Raw genomic sequence first — 22149 nt, forward strand, 5'->3', positions numbered from 1 at the left:
TTACGTGTACTACTCGCCCTTCGCGGCCTTCTTCTCCTCGGCGTCCTCGATGACCGCCTCCGCGACCTGCTGCATGGACAGGCGACGGTCCATCGACGTCTTCTGAATCCACCGGAACGCGGCCGGCTCAGTCAGCCCGTACTGCGTCTGCAATACCGACTTCGCCCGGTCCACCAGCTTCCGCGTCTCCAGCCGCTGCGTGAGGTCCGCGACCTCGTTCTCCAACGCCTTCAGCTCCGTGAACCGCGAGACAGCCATCTCGATGGCCGGTACGACGTCACTCTTGCTGAACGGCTTCACGAGGTACGCCATCGCACCGGCGTCCCGCGCCCGCTCGACAAGATCGCGCTGCGAGAACGCGGTCAGCATGAGGACGGGAGCGATCGACTCCTCGGTGATCTTCTCGGCGGCGGAGATCCCGTCCAGCACCGGCATCTTCACGTCGAGGATGACGAGGTCGGGCCGGTGCTCACGGGCGAGCTCGATGGCCTGCTGCCCGTCACCGGCCTCGCCCACGACCGCATAGCCCTCTTCCTCGAGCATCTCTTTGAGGTCGAGGCGGATGAGGGCTTCGTCCTCGGCGATGACGACGCGGGTCGTCAGCGGCGGGACGTGCGACTTGTTGTCGTCGTCGGCGACGGGCTGGGGCGACTCGGGGGTGGTCACGGGGCTCCTCGTTCAAAGGCAGGTGCAGCTCTCCATGAGCCTACCTAGCTGCGGTATGGTGGACGCGCAGTGGGTCGAGGATAACCTTCGATTCCACGAGCCCCGGTAGTCCAATTGGCGAGAGACGATGGATTCAAAACCCATACAGTGTCGGTTCGAATCCGACTCGGGGCACTTTTCCTTGGATTCGAAGGCCGCAGCGGAATCCTCGGTTTCCACGTGAACGTGTGAACGTTGCGCCGTTCCAGCCCCGAGCCGACAAGATCGAGTCAGGCTCGGGCGCATGTACGACCTTGACACGCGCCAGAGGGCTCTGACACTTGTCGCCCAAGGCCACAGCCTCAACTCCGTGAGCAAGCGGACCGGAATATCCCGGTCCGCCATTCGAGAGTGGCAGACTCGAATCGAACCGGCGCCGCGCATGCTCGGACAAGCGGCACCATGCCCAAGGTGCCTGCCCGTAGCCGGAGTTCCCGCCGACACCTCCGCGTACGCATACTTGCTGGGCCTCTACCTCGGCGACGGCTGTATCAGCCCGCACCGTCGCGGCGGCTACCACCTTCGTATTGCGTGCGCTGATGCTTGGCCCGGGCTGATCGACCTATGCCGCGAAGCCATCACAGCGGTCCGCCCGGAAGATTCCGTCTACGTCCTCCAGAGGGAGGGCTGCGCGATGGTCACTAGCTACAGCCGCCATTGGCTGTGCCTTTTCCCGCAGCACGGCCCGGGCAAGAAGCACGAACGCGCGATCTCACTCGCCCCTTGGCAACAGGCCCTTGTGGACATCAATCCTTGGGAGTTCATCCGTGGTCTCATCCACTCGGACGGGTGCCGGATCACCAACTGGACCACCCGCCAGGTCGGCGGTGAGCGAAAGCGCTATGAGTACCCGCGGTACTTCTTCACCAACACATCCGTCGACATCCTGCGCCTCTTCACTGACAACCTCGACGCGGTCGGCGTCGAGTGGAAGCCGTCCCGTCAAAGCCGTGCCGCCCAGAGCATCTCGGTCGCCAAACGCGCGTCCGTCGCATTGATGGACGCCCACATCGGGCCGAAACACTGACTCCGTACGGGTAGGGCCCCCTGGGGTGGGGGGCCCGTATCCCGTGCCGACGAGGGTGGGTCAGCTGCGGGTGTCGTCCTCGCCGATGTGGTGGACGCGGAGGAGGTTGGTGGAGCCTGAGATGCCGGGCGGGGAGCCGGCGGTGATGATCACGACGTCGCCCTTCTTGCACCGGCCGATGCGCAGGAGGTGTTCGTCGACCTGGGCGACCATGGCGTCGGTGGAGTCGACGTGCGGGCCGAGGAAGGTTTCGACGCCCCAGGTGAGGTTGAGCTGGGAGCGGGTCGCCGGGTCGGGTGTGAAGGCGAGCAGTGGGATGGGTGAGCGGTAGCGGGAGAGGCGCTTGACGGTGTCGCCGGACTGGGTGAAGGCGACGAGGAACTTCGCGCCGAGGAAGTCGCCGATGTCTGCGGCGGCGCGGGCGACGGCTCCGCCCTGGGTGCGGGGCTTGTTGCGTTCGGTGAGCGGCGGGAGCCCCTTGGCGAGGAGGTCTTCCTCTGCGGCTTCGACGATGCGGCCCATGGTTTTGACCGTCTCGATGGGGTACTTGCCCACGCTGGTTTCGCCGGAGAGCATCACCGCGTCGGTGCCGTCGATGACGGCGTTGGCGACGTCGGAGGCTTCGGCGCGGGTGGGGCGGGAGTTTTCGATCATCGAGTCGAGCATCTGGGTGGCGACGATGACGGGTTTGGCGTTGCGCTTGGCGAGTTTGATGGCTCGCTTTTGGACGATCGGGACTTGTTCGAGGGGCATTTCGACGCCGAGGTCGCCGCGGGCGACCATGATGCCGTCGAAGGCGGCGACGATGTCGTCGATGTTTTCGACGGCTTGCGGCTTTTCGATCTTTGCGATGACGGGGAGGTGGCGGCCTTCTTCCTTCATGATGCGGTGGACGTCTTCGATGTCGTGTCCGCTGCGTACGAAGGAGAGGGCGATGATGTCGGCTCCGGTGCGCAGGGCCCAGCGGAGGTCTTCGATGTCTTTTTCGGAGAGTGCGGGTACGGATACGGCGACGCCGGGGAGGTTGAGGCCTTTGTGGTCGGAGACCATGCCTCCTTCGATGACGAGGGTCTGGACGCGAGGTCCGTCGACGCCGGTGACTTCGAGGGTGACCTTGCCGTCGTCGACGAGGATGCGTTCGCCTGTGGTGACGTCGCCGGCGAGGCCTTCGTAGGTGGTGCCGCAGGTGTGGCGGTCGCCTTCGACGGGTTCGACGGTGATGGTGAAGTCGTCGCCTCGTTCAAGGAGTACGGGTCCTTCGCGGAAGCGTCCGAGGCGGATCTTCGGGCCTTGAAGGTCGGCGAGTACGCCGACGCTGCGGCCGGTTTCGTCGGAGGCTTTGCGTACGCGCTGGTAGCGCTCCTCGTGTTCGGCGTAGGTGCCGTGGCTGAGGTTGAAGCGGGCGATGTCCATTCCGGCTTCGACCAGTGCCTTGATCTGGTCGTATGTGTCGGTGGCGGGCCCCAGGGTACAAACGATTTTTGCTCGGCGCATAGGTCGAGCCTAGGGCTTACCAGCCAGTAGACAATTGGCTGCACGTGACTGTCCAACGACCTTTGCATGAAAGGTTATTGACAAGTGTTGAATTGTGCACGGGGGTGCTCTGATGAGCAGTCAGAGTTGGGGCGGGGTCATGATGAAGCGGGCGTTGACGAGGGCGTGGACGGTCTGGCGTTGGGGTTCGAGGTCGAGGGCGGGGGCGTCTTCGGCCATTTCGGAGCTCATGGCCCGGCGTGCGAATCCGCCTGCGTAGCCGGCGTGTACGGGGTGGGCTTCTTCGGCGCCTGGGTCGGCCAGTTCGGTGAGGGCTGCGAGGTCGGCGCCGAGGGCCTGGGCGTATTCGCGGGCGCGTTTGACGGCTTCTCGTACGGCTTGGCGGCGCACTTCGCCGTATGCGGGTGAGTCGGGGCGCATGGCCCACCAGGGGCCGTCGACCTGGGTGAGTTCGAGGTCGGCGAGGCGGGTGGTGAGTTCGCCGAGTGCGGTGAAGTCGGTGAGTACGGCGGTGATGCGGACGCGGCCGTGGTAGGCGCGGATGCGGTCGCCGCGGCCGTGCTTGGTGAGTTCGGGGCTGATGGAGAAGGCGCCGGTTTCCAGCTTTTCGACGGCGTCGCCGTAGGTCTTGACGAGGTCGAGTGCGTGGCCGTTGCGGCGGGTGAGGTCTTCGAGTGCGGTGCGGCGGTCTGTACCGCGGGCGCTGACGGTGATGCCGATGTGGGCGATTTCGGGTTCGAATTCGAGGCGTGCTTCGCCTTGGACGGCGAGGCGGGGGGCTTCGGGGGTGCCGTACGGGGCGGCTGCGGGGCTCGGTTGGTCGGTCACGCTCTCCACTGTCGCACCCGGGTGTGACAACGGGCGGTCATCAGATCGAAACCCGCCAGGGGTGTTGCCCGATGTGGCTCCTGGGCCAGAATCTACGCGCGTCGCATTGCGCGTTGGATTGCGCGTTGGATCAAGTCAAGGAGACAAGAATGCCACTGAACCGTAGGACGTTCCTGGGCCGTTCGGCCGCTGCGGGGGCCGGTGTGGCGATGGCCGGCGGGGCTGTCGCCGCACCTGCCGAAGCGCACGGCGCCGGGCACGGGCGAGGCCGTCCGCCGAAGCGGTACTCCTTCACCGTCATGGGCACCACGGACCTGCACGGCAATGTCTTCAACTGGGACTACTTCACGGACAAGGAGTTCGACGACAAGGCGCACAACGATGTGGGCCTGGCGAAGATCTCCACCCTGGTCAACCAGATCCGCGAGGAGAAGGGCCGCCGTAACACGCTGCTCATCGACGCGGGCGACACCATCCAGGGAACGCAGCTTTCGTACTACTACGCCAAGGTCGACCCGATCACCGCGAAGCACGGCCCTGTGCACCCGATGGCGCAGTCGATGAACGCCATCGGGTACGACGCGGCCGCTCTCGGGAACCACGAGTTCAACTACGGCATACCGGTGTTGCGCAAGTTCGAGGAGCAGTGCGATTTTCCGCTCCTCGGTGCGAACGCTCTGGACGCGAAGACGCTGCGTCCGGCGTTTCCGCCGTACTTCATGAAGAGGCTGCGTACGCCGCACGGCCGTGATGTGCGGGTGGCGGTGCTCGGTCTGACGAACCCGGGTATCGCGATCTGGGACAAGCAGAACGTTCAGGGGAAGATGACGTTCCCGGGTCTGGAGGAGCAGGCGGCGAAGTGGGTGCCGAAGCTGCGTTCCATGGGTGCGGATGTTGTCGTCGTGTCGGCGCACTCGGGTTCGAGCGGGACGTCGTCGTACGGTGACCAGCTTCCGTACGTCGAGAACGCGGCGGCTCTGGTGGCCGAGCAGGTTCCCGGGATCGACGCGATCCTCGTGGGGCACGCGCACACGGAGATTGCCGAGTACGTCGTGGAGAACAAGGAGACGGGCAAGAAGGTCGTCCTGTCGGAGCCGCTGAAGTGGGGGCAGCGGCTGACGCTGTTCGACTTCGATCTGGTGTGGTCGAAGGGCCGTTGGGTGGTGGAGAAGGTCGGGGCGAAGGTCCTGAACTCCAATACGGTCGCCGAGGACCCGGAGATCACGAAGCTGCTCGGTGACGAGCACGAGAGGGTCGTGGCGTACGTCAATCAGGTCATCGGTACGTCGACGGCCGCGATGGCGACGGCTGAGGCGGCGTGGAAGGACGAGCCGCTGATCGACCTGATCAATCACGTACAGGCCCAGACGGTGAAGGCGGCGCTGGCGGGCGGGGCGTATGCGGCGATGCCGGTGCTGTCGCAGGCGTCGTGTTTCTCGCGGACGGCGAAGGTCCCTGCGGGCGAAGTGACGATCAAGGACGCAGCGGGTCTGTATCCGTTCGAGAACACGCTTGAGGCGCGGCTGCTCACCGGTGCGCAGTTGAAGGAGTACTTGGAGTTCTCGGCGCGGTACTACGTGCAGACTGCGGCGGGGGCTCCGGTGGACACGGCGAAGTTGACGAACGCGGGGAACACCCCTGATTACAACTACGACGTGGTGTCGGGCGTGACGTACGAGGTCGACATCGCGAAGCCGGCCGGTGCTCGGATCGTGAATCTCGCGTTCGAGGGCAAGCCGGTGGTTGCGGCGGCGGAGTTCGTGCTGGCGGTCAACAATTACCGGGCGAGTGGCGGCGGGGCGTTTCCGCATGTCGCGGGTGCGAAGCAGTTGTGGGCGAATTCGGAGGAGATCCGGAACACGATCATTACGTGGGTGAAGGCGAAGGGGACGCTGGATCCGGTGGAGTTCGCGGCGGTGGGGTGGAAGCTGACGCGCGACGGTGTGCCGGTGTTCTAGGTGGGTGCGGGATCTTCGGGAGTGTGTTCCCAATCGCCGGACGGGCTGATTTTGCCGGTGTACGGTCGTCGCGACGACAGCGGATCGAAGGCTGGAGTGGGGGATGGGGAGCGGCATTCGTTACCGGGCTGAGCGGATCGCTCTTGCCCTCATGGCTGCGGCCGGCGTTGGGGTTCTGCTCGCCGACATGCTGGGGTGGCTCGACAAGCTGGCTCCTGGTGGTGCGCTCCCGAAGATCACGTTGCTCATTTTGAGTACGGTCACGTTGTTCCTCCTGTTGGAGGTCGATCGCCTGAAGGTGCTCGATCATGTCGACGAGCAGCTTTCCAAGCTGGATATCGATGCCATTGCGCGCGAGCTGAAGCAGGAGCATTACGGGGGCGTGATCCGGGTGCACCAGCGCTTTCCGGAGGCGACGTTCACCGGGTGGGTCGGGGACGCCGGTCACGAGGTGACCATTCTTCAGACGTGGATTCCGAACCTCCACAGGTTCCACAGTGAGTTGAGGAAGGCGATCGTCGACCGGCGGGTGCAGGTGCGCGTCTTGCTGTTGCATCCCCACTCGCCCGTGGCGCGGCTGCGCGACGAGGCGTTGCGCACCGTACGGGACCCTGCGCAGGAGGAGGACGTGGAGCGAGGCATCGAGCGGTGCCTGTCGCTCCTCGGGTCCGTCTTCCACGACGTTCCGGAGGAGGAGCGGGCGCGGCTTCAGGTGTGCGTGTACAACTCCTTGCCGTCGGTTGCCGTGTTCAAGGCCGACGAGCATTATCTGGTCAGCTCGTTTCTGCACGGCCAGCTCGCCATCGAGTCCACCCAGATCGAGATCGACGGCGAGGACACCGTGATGGGCAGGGAGGTCCAGCGGGAGCTGGACACGTTGTGGAGCATCGGCCGCAATGTGGATCTCCGTGACTGGCGCCAGTCGGTCAGAAACATCAGCCTGTGATCTGGGGGACGGAGAACGGAGGATGGTCATGCGAGAGCTGGACAGGTTCGAGGACGAACTGATCGAGCGGTTCAAAGGGCATCCGGTACTGACGAACATCGCGTTGCTCGCGGAGGAGGACTTCGCCGCGATGCTGTTGCAGCGGCGGTTTGTGTCGCTGGCGTTCACGCCGTCGTACGACCTGGCGATCGATCTGCTGCGCGACGAGGCGGGGCTGCGGATCGCGCGGGTCATTCTGCGTGAGGAGTATCCGGACGGTCAGGGGAACACGCGCTCGCACCGCGAGGACATGAAGGACGATCTGCTTCGGCTCGGCGTCTCCAGGGGGGCCCTTGTCGGGTCGAGGCCGACAGCGGCGACGAAGCGGGTCATCGACGAGACGTTCGAGCTGATCGCTGATGCGGGTGCCCGTGACGACGCCGATGTGCGGTTGTTGACGATTCTGCGGTTCTGGGGAGAGGTCCTGGTCTCCGTCGAGTACGGGCGGTTGTGGGAGCGGATGGCGCCTGTGCTGACGCGCGAAGGTGAGAGCCGCTCGCGCTTCTACTATCCGCATCATGTGCACGACGCGAAGGCGAACTCGCTCGCGACCGTGTCTCTGCTGTCCACCACGCACTCGGATCGCCTGGCCACGCGGTTGAGCGAGCTTCTTGCCCGTGAGGCGTCGGCCGACTGCTTCAGGGAAGTGGAGGAGCGGTCCCTTCAGTTGAAGGAGAGCTTCTACGACCAGTTCCTGCCGGCCCTGGAAGGCGTCGGGGCCTGAAGCGGGCGCGGTGCCCGCTTCTCGCACATTGCGGCCTAGTTGCCTCGTGACCATGTGGCCTGATGGCCTAGTGGCTGAGTTGCTTAGTGGCCTTGGGCCAGCGGGGTCAGGGCCGGTTGCTGGGCGGGGACCCGGGGGGCCTCGCGGCGTTCCAGGCCGAAGTTGGTGAACGCTGTGCGGCTCGGCAGCGGGTAGGGGTCCTTGCCGGTCAGGGAGTTGAGGATCGTCGCGCTGCGCCATGCGGCGAGGCCGAGGTCGGGCGCGCCGACGCCGTGGGTGTGCCGCTCGGCGTTCTGTACGTACACCGATCCGGTCACGGCGGGGTCGAGGACGATACGGAACTGGTCGTCGATCCTGGGCCGCTCGGCGGCGTCACGGCGGATGTGGGCGTCGAGTCCCGCGAGGAGTTGCCCGAGGGGGCGTTCGCGGTAGCCGGTGGCGAGGATGACGGCGTCGGTGGTGAGGCGGGAGCGGGTGCCCTGCTGGAGGTGCTCGAGGTGGAGCTCGACCTTGGTGGTGCCGACGCGTCCTGCGGTACGTACGGAGACTCCCGGGGTGAGGACCGCGTCGGGCCAGCCGCCGTGGAGGCTGCGCTGGTAGAGCTCTTCGTGGATGGCGGCGATGGTTTCGGCGTCGATGCCCTTGTGGAGCTGCCACTGGCGGGGGCCGAGGTCGTCGCGTACGGACTCGGGCAGGGCGTGGAAGTAGCGGCTGTAGTCGGGTGTGAAGTGCTCCAGGCCGAGCTTGGAGTACTCCATGGGGGCGAAGGCTTCGGTCCTGGCGAGCCAGGTGATCTTTTCGCGGCCGGTGGGGCGGGCGCGCAGCAGGTCGAGGAAGACTTCCGCGCCGGACTGTCCCGATCCGATGACGGTGATGTGTTCGGCAGCCAGGAACCGTTGGCGGTGGGCGAGGTATTCGGACGAGTGGATGACGGGGACTGTGGGGGCTTCGGCGAGTGGTTTGAGGGGTTCGGGGATGTAGGGCTGTGTGCCGACACCGACGGCGACGTTGCGGGTGTAGGCGCGGCCGAGGGCTTCGGCTTCGCCGTCGGCGTCGAGCTGGGTGAAGTCGACTTCGAAGGCGTCGCGTTCGGCGTTCCAGCGGACGGCGTCGACCTGGTGGCCGAAGTGGAGGCCGGGGAGGTTGCCGCTGACCCAGCGGCAGTAGGCGTCGTATTCGGCGCGCTGGATGTGGAAGCGCTCGGCGAAGTAGAAGGGGAAGAGGCGTTCGCGGGTGCGCAGGTAGTTGAGGAACGACCAGGGGCTGGCGGGGTCGGCGAGGGTGACGAGGTCGGCGAGGAAGGGGACTTGGAGGGTGGCGCCTTCGATGAGGAGGCCGGGGTGCCAGTGGAAGGTGGGGCGTTGTTCGTAGAAGGCGGTGGTGAGGCCGCCGTGTACGCCGTCGGCGAGGGCGGCGAGGGAGAGGTTGAACGGGCCGATGCCGATGCCGACCAGGTCGTGGGGCTGTTCGGGTTCTTGGGGCTGTGGGGCGGCGGTCATCGGTGGGTGCTGCCTTCCGGGAGTGACACGGGTGAGGGGTTGGAGAGCAGTGACAGGAGTGTTTCCAGGTCGCTGTGGGTGGTGTGGGGGTTGAGGACGGTGGCTTTGAGCCAGAGTCGTTCGTCGGCGCGGGCGCGGCCGAGGACGGCTCGGCCTTGTGTGAGGAGGGTGCGGCGGATGGTGGCGATGTCGTCGTCGGTGGCGCCGGTGGGGCGGAAGAGGACGGTGCTGATGGCGGGGCGGTCGTGGAGTTCGAGGCCGGGGGTGTTCTCGATGAGGTCGGCGAGGTGCTGGGCGGCGGCGCAGGTGCGGTCGACGAGGTCGGCGAGGCCTTGGCGGCCGAGGGCGCGGAGCGTGACGGCGATCTTGAGGATGTCGGGGCGTCGGGTCGTACGCAGGGAGCGGCCGAGGAGGTCGGGGAGGCCGGCTTCGGTGTCGTCGTCGGCGTTGAGGTAGTCGGCCTGGTGGCCGAGGGGGGTCAGGGTGGCGGCGTCGGGGACGGCCAGGAGTCCTGCGGCGACGGGCTGCCAGCCCAGTTTGTGCAGGTCGAGGGTGATGGTGTGGGCGCGGTCGAGGCCGGCGAGGCGGGTTTTGTGTACGTCGCTGAAGAGCAGGGGGCCGCCGTATGCGGCGTCGACGTGGAGTTCGGCGTGGTGGCGTGCGCAGAGGTCGGCGATTTCGTGGAGCGGGTCGATGCGGCCGGTGTCGGTGGTGCCGGCGGTGGCGGCGACCAGGAGGGGTGGGTGGTGGTGCAGGTCGGTGAGGGCTTCGTCCAGTGCGGCGAGGTCGATGACTCCGGTGGGGGCGGGGACGGTCACCGGTTCGGGGAGGCCGAGGAGCCAGGCGGCGCGGGGCAGTGAGTGGTGGGCGTTGGCGCCGTGGACGAGTTGTACGGGGCCGTGGCGTTCGCGGGCGAGGAGGAGGGCGAGGTGGTTGGATTCCGTGCCGCCGGTGGTGACGAGGGCGTCGGGTGCGGGGGCGTGGGGGTAGACCTCGGCGGCGATCGTACGGGCGACGAGGGCTTCCAGGGCTGAGGCGGCGGGTGCCTGGTCCCAGGAGTCCATGGACGGGTTGAGCGCGGATGCGGCGAGGTCGGCGGCGACGGCCACGGCGAGCGGCGGGGTGTGCAGGTGTGCGACGCACAGGGGGTCGGCAGGGTCTGCGGCGCCGTGGGCGAGTGCGTGGACGAGGGTACGCAGGGCTTCTTCGGCTCCGGTGCCGATGTCGGGCAGTACGGGGCGGGCGGTGTCAAGGAGTTGTTCCGTGACGGCGTCCGGTCCGCCGGTGGGGAGTGGCCCGCCGCGGGCGAGGGCGCCTTCGTGGAGGGCGTCGAGGACGGTGGCGAGCAGGGGCCGCAGCGCAGCGGCCCCGCCCGCACCGCCGGCGAGGGGCGGGAGGGGGGTGCCGGGGGGCGGCGTACTCATGCGGGGTCCTTCGGGTGCGCTGGGCTGGCACACCAGCGTGTACAGGCATGAGCCGGCGCGTCCGGGGTGCTCAACGATCTCAACCCGAAAGTGGTACTGCCTTACGGGCGAGGGCGGTTGGTCCGCGCGGAGCTGGTATGGGGTCGGTGCCGCCCCGGGGCGTCTCCTCGGATGCCGAACGTTCGGGTACTGGGTGTTGTTCGGGCTGGTTGCGTTCGACACCCTGCGGGGAGCGCCCCGGTGCGTCCCCTCCCGGCACCGTGTGGTCCTACGGGGGTGGGGCGGGGCCGGAAGTCCGGGGCGCGGGCCGCGCCTACGGGGCGGCGGCGGGGCCCCGGGGGCAGCGGCCCTGCCTCGGTTGACCCCGCCTGGGGCCTGGGGTCAGTGGTCCCGTACTTGGAGCGCTCGGTGCAGGTCGTCGAGCTGGTCCAGCAGTTTGCGGCGTAGGGCCGGGATCATTTCGGTGTCGTGCAGGAATTCTTCGCCGAGGCGCAGGGAGTCCTTGTCGACGGCGAAGTGGGGGAATGCGTAGCGGCCCGCGGCTTCGGCGATAGCGGGGCCGCGGCGGTCCGCGACGGCCTTGGCGTCGCGGTAGTAGCGGGGGATGTAGTCGCGTACGAGAGGGGCCTGTTCGGGTTGCCAGAAGCCTTGGGCGGTGGCGCTGAAGAGGTAGTTGGAGAGGGTGTCGTCCTCGAACATGCGGGTCCAGGCCGCGGCTTTGGCCTCGGGTGTGGGCAGAGCGGCGCGGCAGCGGGCGGCGCCTTCCTGGCCGGCGGCGCTGGGGTCGCGGTCGAGTTCGGCGGAGATGGCGGCTTCGTCGGTGGCGCCGAGTACGGCGAGGCGGCGCAGGATGCGCCAGCGCAGTTCGGGGTCGAGTTCGGGGCCGCCGGGGACGCCGCCGCCGTGGAGCCAGTCCTGGATGCCGTCGGGCTGGGTGGCGGAGTCGATGAAGTGGCGTACGGCGGTGAGGCGCAGGCCGGTGCCGTTGCCGTCCTCGGTGCGGCGGAGGAGGTCTCGGCAGATGGTGGTGAGGGTGGCGAGGGCGGTGGGGCGTTCGGACAGGGGGAGGTAGCGGTCCGTGATCTGGGTGTGGGCGAAGGTGAGTACGCCCTGGACGATCGCGAGGTCGGTTTCCTCGGGGAGGTGGGCGCGGGCGGCTTCCAGGTATGCGACGGGTTCGAGTTCACCGTCGCGCACCATGTCGCGCAGCGCGTTCCACAGGACGGCGCGGGTGAGTGGGTCGGGGAGGGCGGAGAGGTTGCGCAGGGCCGGCTCTTCGGACTCCTCGTCGAGACGGATCTTGGCGTAGGTCAGGTCGCCGTCGTTGAGGACGACGAGTGCGGGTCGGCGGCCGGGGCGTACCGTCACGGAATCGCCCTGCGGTACGTCGACTTCGAACCGTTCGCGCAGGTTCAGGCTCCGGCCGTCGAGGGGGTCGCGGTCGTAGGCGCCGACGGCGATGCGGTGGGGGCGGCTGCCTCGCTGGTCGACGGTGAGGTGCCACATGCCCTCGGCCTCCCCGATGGCGGGGGTGAGGGTGTCGACGCCCGTGGTGCGCAGCCAATGGTCCGCCCAGGCGTGGACGTCGCGGTCGGTGGCGGAGGCGAGGTTGTCGATGAAGTCGGCGAGGGTGGCGTTGGCGAACTTGTGGCGGGCGAAGTGGGTGTTGATGCCGGCCAGGAAGTCCTTCTCGCCGAGCCAGGCGACGAGTTGGCGCAGGGCGGAGGCGCCCTTGGCGTAGGAGATGCCGTCGAAGTTGAGCATGGCGGACGCGGTGTCGGGGACGGCGTCCGGGTCGGGGGCGACGGGGTGGGTGGAGGGGCGTTGGTCGGCGTCGTAACCCCAGCCCTTGCGGGCGACGGCGAAGTCGGTCCAGGTGTCGGCGAAGCGGGTGGCTTCGGTGAGGGTCTGGTAGCCCATGTACTCGGCGAAGGACTCGTTGAGCCAGATGTCGTCCCACCACTGGAGGGTGACGAGGTCGCCGAACCACATGTGGGCCATTTCGTGGGCGATGACCATGGCGCGGGTCTGGCGTTCGGTGTCGGTGACGGCGGAGCGGTAGATGAATTCGTCGCGGAAGGTGACGAGGCCGGGGTTTTCCATGGCGCCGGCGTTGAATTCGGGGACGAACGCCTGGTCGTAGGAGTCGAAGGGGTAGGGCTCTTCGAACTTCTCGTGGTAGCGGTCGTAGCAGGCGCGGGTGATGCCGAGGATCTCGTCGGCGTCGGTGTTGAGGTACGGCGCGAGGGAGCGGCGGCAGTGGATGCCGAAGGGCAGGCCGGCGTGTTCGGTGCGTACGGAGTGCCAGGGGCCTGCGGCGACGGCGACGAGGTAGGTGGAGATGAGGGGGGTGGGGGCGATGTTCCAGCGGCCCGCGCCCTGGTGTTCGGCGATGCCGTTGCCGAGGACGGTCCAGGCTTCGGGGGCGGTGACGGTGAGGGCGAAGACGGCTTTGAGGTCGGGCTGGTCGAAGGCGGCGAAGACGCGCTGGACGTCGTCCATGAAGAGCTGGGTGTAGACGTACGTCTCGCCGTCGGTGGGGTCGGTGAAGCGGTGCATGCCTTCGCCGGTGCGGGAGTAGCGCATGGCGGCGTCGATGCGCAGCTCGTGTTCGCCTGCGGTGAGGCCGGTGAGGGGGAGGCGGTTGTCGACGAGCTTTTCGGGGTCCAGGGGCTGTCCGTCGAGGGTGACGGTGCGCAGGGCGGCGGGCTTGAGCTCGACGAAGGTGTTACCGGCCGTGCGGGCGGTGAAGGTGATGACGGTGCGGGAGTCGAAGGTCTCTTCGCCGCGGGTCAGGTCGAGGCCGATCGTGTACCGGTGGACGTCGATGAGCTGGGCTCGGGTCTGCGCTTCGTCGCGCGTCAGTACGGACATGGGGACATGCTGCCCGATGGGGCGCGGGTGGCACAGCGGGTGGCTGTACGTCGGCCGTATGACCGCCGACCGGCTGCGGGCGCTACTGCCCCGGCGCCTGTACGGGCAGGTCCCGCTCGGCGGCCGCGTCCGCCGGGCGCCGCCGGTGCGCCAGCCACTGAACCCCGTCGGAGCCCGCCTCTAGGACTTCGCGATCGTTTCGTGGTGGCGGATGACCTCCGCGATGATGAAATTGAGCAGTTTCTCGGCGAAGGCCGGATCCAGTTTGGCGTTTTCCGCGAGTTCGCGCAGGCGGACGATCTGGCGGGCCTCGCGGGCCGGGTCGGCGGGCGGCAGCTGGTGCTGGGCCTTGAGGTGGCCGACCTGCTGGGTGCATTTGAAGCGCTCGGCGAGCATGTGGACGACGGCGGCGTCGATGTTGTCGATGCTGTCGCGCAGCCGGCTCAGTTCGGCGATGACGGACTCGTCGATTTCGCTGGGTTCGCTGGAGGTCATGGTCAGCGAGCTTACGTCGGTCGGGTCGCGATGGTCGGCGGGTGTTCGGGATCTGGGATCTGGTGGCTCCAGCCGCCGTGGACGGCGCGGCCCTGCTGTTCCCGGAAGCGTACGGGGGCCATGCCGACGCGGCGGGTGAAGAGGCGGGAGAAGTAGGCGGGGTCGTCGTAGCCGACGCGGCGGGCGACGGCGGCCACGGGGAGTTCGGTGGCGGCGAGGAGCTCCTTGGCGCGGCCGAGGCGGATGCCGAGGAGGTAGTCCTTGGGGCTGCATCCGGCGGCGCGGCGTACGGCGGTGCGCAGCTCGGTGGGGGTCATGCCGTGGCGGGAGGCGTGCTCGGTGACGGACAGCGGCTGGAAGGCGTCGCGGGCGAGGGCCTGGAGTACGGGGTCTCCGTCGGTTCCGACATCGGCGCGGGCGCGGCGGAGGGCGACGAGGAGTTCGTGGACGGCGGCGCCGGTCTCGACTTCGAGGAGGGGGTTTCCTCGGCGGGCGGCGCGGGCGATGCGGCCGACGGCTGCTCGCGCGGCGGCGGTGTCGGCGAGGGGGACGACGGGGCGGTCGGGTTCTATGTAGCCGAGTTCGGTGTACGTGGTGGTGGCCGGCCCGGTGAAGTCGACGAAGCTCTCGTCCCAGCCGGTGGCGGGGTCGGGTCCGTAATGGTGGGGTATGCCGGGTATGAGCCAGATCAGGGCAGGGGCGGTGACGCCGGTGCGTCGTCCGTCGGGGCCGCGGTACCAGCCGCTGCCCGCGCTGATGACGACGGCGACGTGGTGGTCGAGGGTGCGGGGGCCGACGGTGGGCAGTGCGCCGTGCTGGAGGCCGACTCCGAGGCACACCAGGCCGAGCTTGTGGTGGGTGGGGCTGGGGGTGAAATAGCGCATCCAGGTGTGGTACATCCGCTTCCGTTTTCCTCCCGCCCTGCTCATGCGGCGTTCCGCCGGTGATCCGTTGTGTCCAAACAGCGTTGATCTTTGTCCATGGACGTCTCCGCCGCCAGAGGGTGAGGTTAAGGCGCTGGCAGTGGAGCGAGAGGCGGGGACCGTGGCTGACTTCACGGTGGGTGAGAAGGATTTTGAGCTGGACGGGCGGCCGGTGCGGCTGTTGTCGGGGGCTTTGCACTATTTCCGGGTGCATGAGGAGCAGTGGGGGCACCGGCTCGCGATGCTGCGTGCCATGGGGCTGAACTGTGTCGAGACGTACGTTCCGTGGAACCTGCACGAGCCGGAGCCCGGGCGGCTGCGGGACGCGGGCGCGCTGGGCCGGTTCCTGGACGCGGCGCGGGAGGCGGGGCTGTGGGCGATCGTGCGTCCGGGACCGTACATCTGTGCCGAGTGGGAGAACGGCGGGCTGCCGCACTGGCTGACGGGAGCGCTCGGCACGCGCGTGCGCACGCGCGACGCGGAGTATCTGGGGCATGTGGAGCGGTGGTTCGGGCAGCTGCTGCCACAGGTGGTGGCGCGGCAGATCGACCGGGGCGGCCCGGTGATCATGGTGCAGGTCGAGAACGAGTACGGCAGCTACGGCTCGGACCAGGTGTATCTGCGGCATCTGACGGAGTTCCTGCGGGGGTGCGGGGTGAGAGTCCCCCTGTTCACTTCGGACGGGCCCGAGGACCACATGCTGACAGGCGGTTCGGTGCCGGGGGTGCCGGCGACGGCGAACTTCGGGTCGGGGGCGCGCGAGGGCTTCGAGGTCCTGCGTCGGTACCAGCCTTCCGGTCCTTTGATGTGCATGGAGTTCTGGTGCGGGTGGTTCGACCACTGGGGTGCGGATCAGGTCGTACGGGATCCCGAGGACGCGGCGGCGGCACTGAGCGAGATCCTTGAGTGCGGCGCCTCGGTCAACATCTATATGGCGCACGGGGGCACGAATTTCGCCGGCTGGTCGGGGGCGAACCGTTCGGGGCAGCTCCACGAGGGGCAACTGCAGCCGACCGTGACGTCGTACGACTATGACGCGCCCGTCGACGAGTACGGCCGCCCCACGGAGAAGTTCTGGCTGTTCCGGGACATCCTGGCGCTGTACCGGGACGACGAGGCCCCGCTGCCGGACGTGCCGGCCGCGCCCGGCACGCTGGGTGAGCCGGTGCGGGCGGAGATCGCGGAGTGGGCGCCGCTCGGCGACGTACTGGAGGTGCTCGGCGGCCCGGAGACGGAGCGTGCGATGCCGCCGACGTTCGAGGAGCTGGGGGTGGACCGGGGGCTTGTCCGCTACCGGGTGGACGTGCCGGGGCCGCGCCGGGCGTATCCGCTGGGCGTGAGGGGGCTGAGGGACCTCGCTGTGGTGTACGTCGACGGGGTGCGGGCGGGGGTGCTCGGCGGCGGGGCGGGTGATTACGCGGCGCTGGACGAGCCCGTGGCGGGGCCCGCTTCGGTGGAGCTGTGGGTGGAGTCGCTGGGCCGGGTCAATTACGGGCCGCGTGTCGGCGAGACGAAGGGCATCACGGGCGGCGTACTGCACGAGCGGCAGTACCTGCACGGTGTACGGGCGCGGGGACTGTGCCTGGACGCGTTCGAGGACGCGGACGCGGTCGGGAAGGTTCCGTACCGTTCCCTGGAAGCGGCGGCGGGCGCGGGCGCGTCGGGGCTGTTCCGGGGAACGTTCGAAGTCCGTGGCGCGGGCGACGCGTCGCTGCGCCTGCCGGGCTGGGAACGGGGCTTCGTGTGGGTGAACGGCTTCTGCCTGGGCCGGTACTGGGCGGTGGGGCCTCAGGAGACTCTGTACGTTCCCGGGCCCGTTCTGCGGGAGGGTACGAACGAGGTGTGGGTCCTGGAGCTGGAGAGCGCCGGTGAGCGCTCCCTGGAGTTCTCCTGACGAAGCCTGAACGCCCTGGAGGGCCCGTCTCTTTGTAAGGACCGGCCCTCCAGGGCGTTACCCCTTACATCCCTTACGCCTCACGCACTTCGAAGGCGTCGAGGACGAACTCCGCCGTCCCGTCGCTACCGGTCTTGCGCAGACCGACCCACGTCTCGCCCTTCGCCGGAGCCGTGAACTCGTAGCTCAGCACCGTCGGTTCGGTGGCGGCGGGCAGCGGCTGGTGGTCCAGTTCCCGGGCGGCCGGTTCGTCGACGCCGGTGATCCAGGCGTACTGCCCGGCCTTCTCGTTCTCGTAGCGGAAGGAGACCCGGTAGCGCTTGCCGGCCTGGAAACGGACCGTGTGCTGCACGGTCCGGTAGACCAGGCCGTCGTTCTCACCGCGCGACTTGAGCGATTCCGAACCGTCGATGACGTCGTCGATCGTCTTGCCGTTCCAGCCGCGCTGCGTGAACGGGGCGTGCCGTTGCGCGATGTGGGTGCGCGGGTCGGTGGAGCCGCCGGCGTCGCCCTTCACGAAAACGCCCCACCCTTGCGGCACGTTCTGGAAGCCCTCGAAGGCGACTGTGCCGGCCTTCGTGCTTCGCTTCGCGGGAACGATCCGTACGTTGTCGAAGCGCACCCGTGCGTCGCCCGCGTCTGCCCGCAGGGCGAGGTCGACCCTGCCGCCGCCGTCCGGCACGGTGAAGTACGTGAACATCCGCTGGAAGCGGGTGTCGTGCTTGCGGTCGGCGGCGACGAGATTGACGGCCGTGGAGGAGTCGGTCCAGTTCTCGGCCGTGGTCCCGTCGGCGGTCCGTACGGTGAGCGCCGCCCGGCGCCGCTCCCCCGCCTTCGCGCCGACCTCGACCTGCACGGACGCGACGTACGTTCCGGGTGCGAGGCGCGCGAGCCGCTGGCCGACGGCGGCGGCTCCGCCCGCGCCGACGACCAGCTCGTAGTCGCCGATCGCACTCAGCTCGACGGAGGCCGGTCCGCTGACGGTCCACCCGTCCAGGGAGCCGGAGTTGAAGCCCGGGTCGTGCGTCGGTGTCGCCTGCCCCCATTCCGGGTCGGCCGTTGCCCGCACCCGGGTGCGGTAGACGACGTACGGCTGCTTCGCCTCGGCGTCGATGGTGACCTTTCCGGCGCGTACGGGAACGTCACGGACGTACTCCCGCCCCTGGTCGGTGAGCTTGTAGAGCGCCACCTTCGACGCGCCCGCCCAGCCGCGCGGCAGCTGCCAGTCGCTGCTGCCGCCCGCCGGGTTGTAGTGGTAGAGCTTCGAAGGGTCGGCGGCCTCACGGGGCTCCCAGGGCAGCAGGTAGCGCCCGGCGTCGTACACGGTCCGTCCGTCGGTGGTGATGCGCCGCGCGCCGTCCGCGTCGTTCACGGACGTCTTCGTGGGGCCGAAGAAGGTGATCTCGTGCGCGCCCCAGGCCTTGACCGGATACGCCTGGAGGTACTTGGCGGGCAGGCTGTCGGTCCAGATCAGCTGGTAGAAGGTGTTCCAGTCGGTCTTGTTGACCCAGCCCTCGAAGTTCCCGGTACGCGGGATGCCGAGGAGGGTCGGCCACTTGTCGGCGAAGACATCCTTCTGGTGGTTGCGGATGAAGCGGATCAGCTGGGAGTTGATGCCGCGCGAGGTGTCACCGCCGTAGTCCACCTCGGTGGCCCAGTGCGCCCACAGGGCCGAGCGTTCCAGGCCGTGCCCCCATTCGGTGGTGACCTGCCAGCCCTGTTCGCGCAGGGCCCGCTGCAACCGGTCCGAGGTCCAGCCGGACTCGCGGAAGACGTCGATGTAGAGCATGTTCAGGGCGGGGTCGGTTTCGTCCCGCAGGTCCTGGAAGCGCTTGACGATGTCGCCGGACACGAGATCGCGCCGCTGGTCGATGCGGTAGCTCTGGTCGAGCCAGTCCCACTGTTCGTTGGTCTTGTCGACGAGCGTTTCGGAGAACGCGTTCGCGACGGGGTACGACTCGGTGGCGTTCACGTGAACGCCGAAATCGCTTCCCCATTTGCGGCCTTCGCGCACCAGGGTGTTGAGGTCGGTGAGGCCGCCCGCGCGCTTGTTGTGGTTGCCCGCGTAGTCGGGGTGTGCGGAGTCGTGGCCCTCCGACTGGTAACCCTTGAGGAGCGTGTACTGGCGCAGGCCGTCCGTCGCGAGGGAGACCCGTTTGACGTTGTCGAGCGTCGCGAGGAACGGGTTGGTGGCCTGGCTGGCGAAGTTGAAAGGGATGTGCGGGACGACGCGCAGGTGCTGCTCGTCCGCGCCCAGCGGCGTCACCATGATGTCGCGGAAAGCGATGGCGGCGTCCTGCCAGTCCACGACGCCGTCGCCGTTGCGGTCACCGGTGATGACCACGGTGGCGTACGGGAGCGGCTCGGTGGCGTTCACGGGAGCGGTCGCGGCGCGGTGCGTCCACTGTCCGCACGACAGCTGCGCCTTGACGTAACCGTCCCTCTTGAGGGTCTGCCGCCACAGCCGGCCGTTCTCCCAGGTGGTGCCCGCGGCGCTGTCGGGCTTGTCGTACGACGTGTTGGTCTCGACGGCGCCGCCGAGCCGGTCGTGGGCGACGACGGCGTACGCGCAGCCGAGCGGCGAGGCGTCGGGGACGGTGTCCGGTGCGGGCTTCACGAGTGTGTCGCCGCTCTTGGCCTTGTCGAGCTGGATGCGCGCGGCGAGCAGCGTGGCGCCGGGCTGGTCGCTGCGTACCGACAGGAACGCGAGCGCGGGTATCTGGAGGGTGCCGACGCGCAGTGCGGCGGTGTCGGCGATCTTCGTGACCCGCCAGTCGACGTGCCGGCCGGTGACCCGGATCTCCACGTGGATCTCGGTTCCGCCGTCGAAGGTGAGGATGTACGCCGCCTGGTCGCGTCCCGCGCGGGCGGTCACTTCGGGCGTACGGGCGGTTTGGTCGATCAGTACCGAGGTGACGGGGTCTTCCTGCCCGTACAGCTTGGCGCCCGTTCTCCGGTCGGTGTACGACACGATGCGCGGGAAGCGGGGGTCGACGCGCACCTCCAGTTCACGGGAGCGCAGCACGGTCTCGCCCTGCGCCGCCCGGGCGGTGGCGGAGGGCCCGGTGAGGGCCAGGCCCGCGCCCGCCAGTGCGGTGGCGGCGGTGGCGGCCACTACGGTCCTGCGGCTCGGTCCGGGGTCTTGTGCGTGCACGCTCGCTCTCCTGTCGCTCGACGTCGTCTGTGCACGCCAACATGCGCCGAGAGGGGCGGGTGCGCCTATGGACAAAGGTGGGGCGGGTGTTGGACTAACGCGTCCAGCACCCGCCCGTCAAAGCTCGTTCAGGGGTGGTTCACTGGCCGGGTCAGAGACCCGCGGCAGCCGACTTGATGGCGGCGGCGAAGGTGGACACCTCGGTGTACACACCGGGGTAGTCGGGACGTGCGCAGCCATTGCCCCAGCTGACTATCCCGACCTGTATCCAGGCGTTGGTGTTGTCCCTGCGGAACATCGGGCCGCCCGAGTCGCCCTGGCAGGTGTCGACACCGCCCGCGGTGAAGCCGGCGCAGATTTCCTCACCCGCCACCAGCTCGGGGTACGAACGCTTGCAGCTGGCGTCGGAGACGAACGGGACCTGGGCCTTGAGGAGGTAGCGCTGCTGGCTGCCGCCTTCCCTGGCCGCGCCCCAGCCGGCGACGGTGAACGTGCCGCTGTTGTACGCGGTCGTGTCGGCGATCTTCAGGGTGGGCAGTTCGATGGGCGTGGCGAGCTTGATCAGCGCCCAGTCCTTGCCCGTGCCGTTGTAGCCGGGGGCTTGGAGGACCTTGGTGGACCTGACCTTGATGGCGCTGGAGCTGCGCAGGTCGACCACACCGGCGGTGGCGGTGATGCTGGTGTTGTTGCCGGATCCGTTCACGCAGTGGGCGGCGGTCAGGACGATGTCCTTGGCGTAGAGCGAGCCGCCGCAGCCCATCGAGAGCCGGACCATGAACGGGAACTCGCCCTGGGCGGCGCGGGTTCCGCCGACGACGGGCGGTGTCGCCGCGGAGGCCGCGGACGCACCGGCGGGCTGGATGCTGACCGCGGCGAGGATCACTGCGCCGGCGGCGGCACATCTCTTGAAGGCACGCAGAAGGTTCTTCAACGAACTGCCTCTCGTGGGAAACCGTGGGGGGTCGTTGTGCACGCGCACGACGGAAGGCACGCACGCCAACGAAGAGATGGCATGCGCCCGTCAAGGCGTTGCTGGATTATGTGGAGCTGTTCACCCGCCCGACAAGGGAGGCATTCCAGCCAGATCCCAGCCGCCCCCCGCGCACCCGCCGGGCGCCGCGATCCGCGATCCGCGATCCGCGATCCGCGATCCGCCGAAGCTCGCCGAATCCGCCTACAGTGGAGACCTGTTCACCGTCGTACCGCAGATCTGTGGGGGTGAGTGCGGACGTGACCACCGGGAGCGGGAGCGCGGTCGTACACGGCTATCCGCATCTGGCCACCGTGCGGTCCGCCCTCGCCGCGCTTCACAAGCGCCTCTCGTACGACGGCGTGCACTCCTACGCCCCGAGCGTCTTCCCCGTCGACGTGGCCTTCTCCGACCAGGACGATCTCCACCTCGGCACCCAGCGCGTGGCCCGCGTGATCGTCCAGCACCTGCGTCTGCCGGATGCCCGCGTGATCGTGAGCTTCCGCGAGATGGAGCATGCCGCGAGCGTGGAGCTGGCGGCGGGTCCGGAGTACTTCATCGAGCTCAACGCCCGCTTCCGGGCCCACCGCGGCGACATCGGGGCCGCGCTCGCCCACGAGATCACCCATGTGCTGCTGCACCGGCTCGGCCTCTCCTTCCCCGGCACCCGCGACAACGAGATCCTCACCGACACCGTGACGACGTATCTCGGGGCGGGCTGGCTGCTGCTCGACGCGTTCCGCGAGGACGGCGCGTCCAGTCAGAAGCTCGGCTATCTCACCCCGGAGGAGTTCGGGTACGTACTGGCGAAGCGGGCGATCGCCTTCGGCGAGGACCCCGCGCCCTGGTTCACCAGCGCGCAGGCCTACACGGCGTACACGAAGGGCCTCGCGCAGGCCCGCCACGACGAGCGGCAGCCTCCGCTGACCGCCGCGGGCTGGGCGGGGCGTCGGAGGTACGCCAAGGAGCGGCGGCACGCACAGGAGAACGGCAGCCGTACGGACCACGGTTCCTCGTCCTCCTCGTCGTACGCCTTCGAGGGCGGCGGGCGCGAGACGCTGCGCGTGTCGTTCCCGTGTCCCACATGCCAGCAGCGCATCCGCGTTCCCGTGAGCGGCCGTGTACGGGCGCGCTGCGCGCTGTGCCGCACGATTCTCGAATGCGACACCTGAACACGCGCACGTAGGGTCGAAGC

Annotated in this window: 17 protein-coding genes and 1 tRNA gene; 8 read left to right on the forward strand and 10 right to left on the reverse strand. The window is 68.5% G+C overall.

Translation table 11 applies throughout. The features are described from left to right. Positions 1-9: 9 nt before the first annotated feature. Positions 10-666, reverse strand: coding sequence for an ANTAR domain-containing response regulator (locus AC1P0E_RS07660; RefSeq protein WP_138895096.1), 657 nt, complete (start codon positions 664-666; stop codon positions 10-12). A 99-nt stretch (positions 667-765) separates the two neighbouring features. Between AC1P0E_RS07660 and AC1P0E_RS07665 the strand changes: the two genes are divergently transcribed. Together AC1P0E_RS07665 and AC1P0E_RS07670 are read left to right on the forward strand one after the other, a co-directional pair. Then, positions 766-840 (forward strand) — tRNA-Leu (locus tag AC1P0E_RS07665). Positions 841-949: 109 nt separating this feature from the next. Next, positions 950-1732, forward strand: coding sequence for a helix-turn-helix domain-containing protein (locus tag AC1P0E_RS07670; RefSeq protein ID WP_482741396.1), 783 nt, complete (start codon positions 950-952; stop codon positions 1730-1732). Positions 1733-1792: 60 nt separating this feature from the next. On the opposite strand, the gene pyk is transcribed toward AC1P0E_RS07670, so the two are convergent. Beyond that, complete coding sequence (gene pyk, locus AC1P0E_RS07675; protein WP_482741397.1) at positions 1793-3226, reverse strand: pyruvate kinase; 1434 nt, start codon at positions 3224-3226, stop codon at positions 1793-1795. Positions 3227-3346: 120 nt separating this feature from the next. Beyond that, on the reverse strand, positions 3347-4063 hold the full coding sequence (locus AC1P0E_RS07680; protein WP_482741398.1) for an SIMPL domain-containing protein: 717 nt from the start codon (positions 4061-4063) through the stop codon (positions 3347-3349). A 140-nt stretch (positions 4064-4203) separates the two neighbouring features. Here AC1P0E_RS07680 and AC1P0E_RS07685 point away from each other — a divergent pair, with 140 nt between their 5' ends. The 3 genes from AC1P0E_RS07685 to AC1P0E_RS07695 all read left to right on the forward strand — a co-directional run bounded on the left by AC1P0E_RS07685 (position 4204) and on the right by AC1P0E_RS07695 (position 7721). Further along, entirely contained in the window at positions 4204-6012 is a 1809-nt protein-coding gene (locus tag AC1P0E_RS07685; RefSeq protein ID WP_482741399.1) for a bifunctional metallophosphatase/5'-nucleotidase, read from the forward strand. Positions 6013-6115: 103 nt separating this feature from the next. Continuing rightward, a complete protein-coding gene (locus AC1P0E_RS07690) occupies positions 6116-6958 on the forward strand; it encodes a hypothetical protein (RefSeq protein WP_482741400.1) in 843 nt (280 codons plus the stop codon). A gap of 28 nt (positions 6959-6986) precedes the next feature. Beyond that, positions 6987-7721: a hypothetical protein gene (locus tag AC1P0E_RS07695; protein WP_482741401.1), complete on the forward strand. Its 735-nt coding sequence runs from the start codon at positions 6987-6989 to the stop codon at positions 7719-7721. 83 nt (positions 7722-7804) lie between these two features. On the opposite strand, the gene AC1P0E_RS07700 is transcribed toward AC1P0E_RS07695, so the two are convergent. From AC1P0E_RS07700 to pepN, 3 genes are all read right to left on the reverse strand, one after another. Next, positions 7805-9220, reverse strand: a complete 1416-nt coding sequence (locus tag AC1P0E_RS07700; protein ID WP_482741402.1) for a lysine N(6)-hydroxylase/L-ornithine N(5)-oxygenase family protein — start codon at positions 9218-9220, stop codon at positions 7805-7807. Beyond that, the gene (locus AC1P0E_RS07705; RefSeq protein ID WP_482741403.1) at positions 9217-10644 is read right to left on the reverse strand and encodes a pyridoxal phosphate-dependent decarboxylase family protein; all 1428 of its coding nucleotides are present in this window, start codon (positions 10642-10644) and stop codon (positions 9217-9219) included. Before AC1P0E_RS07705 ends, AC1P0E_RS07700 begins: the two co-directional genes overlap by 4 nt. 381 nt (positions 10645-11025) lie before the next feature. Beyond that, a complete protein-coding gene (gene pepN, locus AC1P0E_RS07710; RefSeq protein WP_482741404.1) occupies positions 11026-13518 on the reverse strand; it encodes an aminopeptidase N in 2493 nt (830 codons plus the stop codon). 16 nt (positions 13519-13534) lie between these two features. Here pepN and AC1P0E_RS07715 point away from each other — a divergent pair, with 16 nt between their 5' ends. Then, positions 13535-13702: a hypothetical protein gene (locus AC1P0E_RS07715; protein WP_482741405.1), complete on the forward strand. Its 168-nt coding sequence runs from the start codon at positions 13535-13537 to the stop codon at positions 13700-13702. Here the strand turns inward: AC1P0E_RS07715 and AC1P0E_RS07720 are convergent. Together AC1P0E_RS07720 and AC1P0E_RS07725 are read right to left on the reverse strand one after the other, a co-directional pair. Further along, entirely contained in the window at positions 13699-14013 is a 315-nt protein-coding gene (locus AC1P0E_RS07720) for a chorismate mutase (RefSeq protein WP_482741406.1), read from the reverse strand. The two genes, AC1P0E_RS07715 and AC1P0E_RS07720, sit on opposite strands and share 4 nt — an antisense overlap. Before the next feature lie 11 nt (positions 14014-14024). Continuing rightward, positions 14025-14912: a helix-turn-helix domain-containing protein gene (locus AC1P0E_RS07725; RefSeq protein WP_482745683.1), complete on the reverse strand. Its 888-nt coding sequence runs from the start codon at positions 14910-14912 to the stop codon at positions 14025-14027. A gap of 145 nt (positions 14913-15057) precedes the next feature. On the opposite strand from AC1P0E_RS07725, the gene AC1P0E_RS07730 reads away from it, so the two are divergent. Then, a complete protein-coding gene (locus AC1P0E_RS07730) occupies positions 15058-16830 on the forward strand; it encodes a glycoside hydrolase family 35 protein (protein WP_482741407.1) in 1773 nt (590 codons plus the stop codon). A 73-nt stretch (positions 16831-16903) separates the two neighbouring features. On the opposite strand, the gene AC1P0E_RS07735 is transcribed toward AC1P0E_RS07730, so the two are convergent. After that, on the reverse strand, positions 16904-19984 hold the full coding sequence (locus AC1P0E_RS07735; RefSeq protein WP_482741408.1) for an endo-alpha-N-acetylgalactosaminidase family protein: 3081 nt from the start codon (positions 19982-19984) through the stop codon (positions 16904-16906). A 151-nt stretch (positions 19985-20135) separates the two neighbouring features. Beyond that, entirely contained in the window at positions 20136-20915 is a 780-nt protein-coding gene (locus tag AC1P0E_RS07740) for a S1 family peptidase (RefSeq protein ID WP_482741409.1), read from the reverse strand. 299 nt (positions 20916-21214) lie between these two features. On the opposite strand from AC1P0E_RS07740, the gene AC1P0E_RS07745 reads away from it, so the two are divergent. After that, positions 21215-22126, forward strand: a complete 912-nt coding sequence (locus AC1P0E_RS07745) for a hypothetical protein (protein ID WP_482741410.1) — start codon at positions 21215-21217, stop codon at positions 22124-22126. Positions 22127-22149: the final 23 nt, after the last annotated feature.

The sequence above is a fragment of the Streptomyces sp. TRD_SC_5 genome (assembly GCF_056836825.1).

Bases quoted from the DNA above. Each gene is read 5' to 3' on its own strand.
- AC1P0E_RS07670 (WP_482741396.1), top strand. From the start codon at position 950: ATGTACGACCTTGACACGCGCCAGAGGGCTCTGACACTTGTCGCCCAA.
- pepN (WP_482741404.1), bottom strand. From the start codon at position 13,518: ATGTCCGTACTGACGCGCGACGAAGCGCAGACCCGAGCCCAGCTCATC.
- AC1P0E_RS07695 (WP_482741401.1), top strand. From the start codon at position 6,987: ATGCGAGAGCTGGACAGGTTCGAGGACGAACTGATCGAGCGGTTCAAA.
- AC1P0E_RS07685 (WP_482741399.1), top strand. From the start codon at position 4,204: ATGCCACTGAACCGTAGGACGTTCCTGGGCCGTTCGGCCGCTGCGGGG.
- pyk (WP_482741397.1), bottom strand. From the start codon at position 3,226: ATGCGCCGAGCAAAAATCGTTTGTACCCTGGGGCCCGCCACCGACACA.
- AC1P0E_RS07715 (WP_482741405.1), top strand. From the start codon at position 13,535: ATGGGGCGCGGGTGGCACAGCGGGTGGCTGTACGTCGGCCGTATGACC.
- AC1P0E_RS07720 (WP_482741406.1), bottom strand. From the start codon at position 14,013: ATGACCTCCAGCGAACCCAGCGAAATCGACGAGTCCGTCATCGCCGAA.
- AC1P0E_RS07705 (WP_482741403.1), bottom strand. From the start codon at position 10,644: ATGAGTACGCCGCCCCCCGGCACCCCCCTCCCGCCCCTCGCCGGCGGT.
- AC1P0E_RS07700 (WP_482741402.1), bottom strand. From the start codon at position 9,220: ATGACCGCCGCCCCACAGCCCCAAGAACCCGAACAGCCCCACGACCTG.
- AC1P0E_RS07725 (WP_482745683.1), bottom strand. From the start codon at position 14,912: ATGTACCACACCTGGATGCGCTATTTCACCCCCAGCCCCACCCACCAC.
- AC1P0E_RS07690 (WP_482741400.1), top strand. From the start codon at position 6,116: ATGGGGAGCGGCATTCGTTACCGGGCTGAGCGGATCGCTCTTGCCCTC.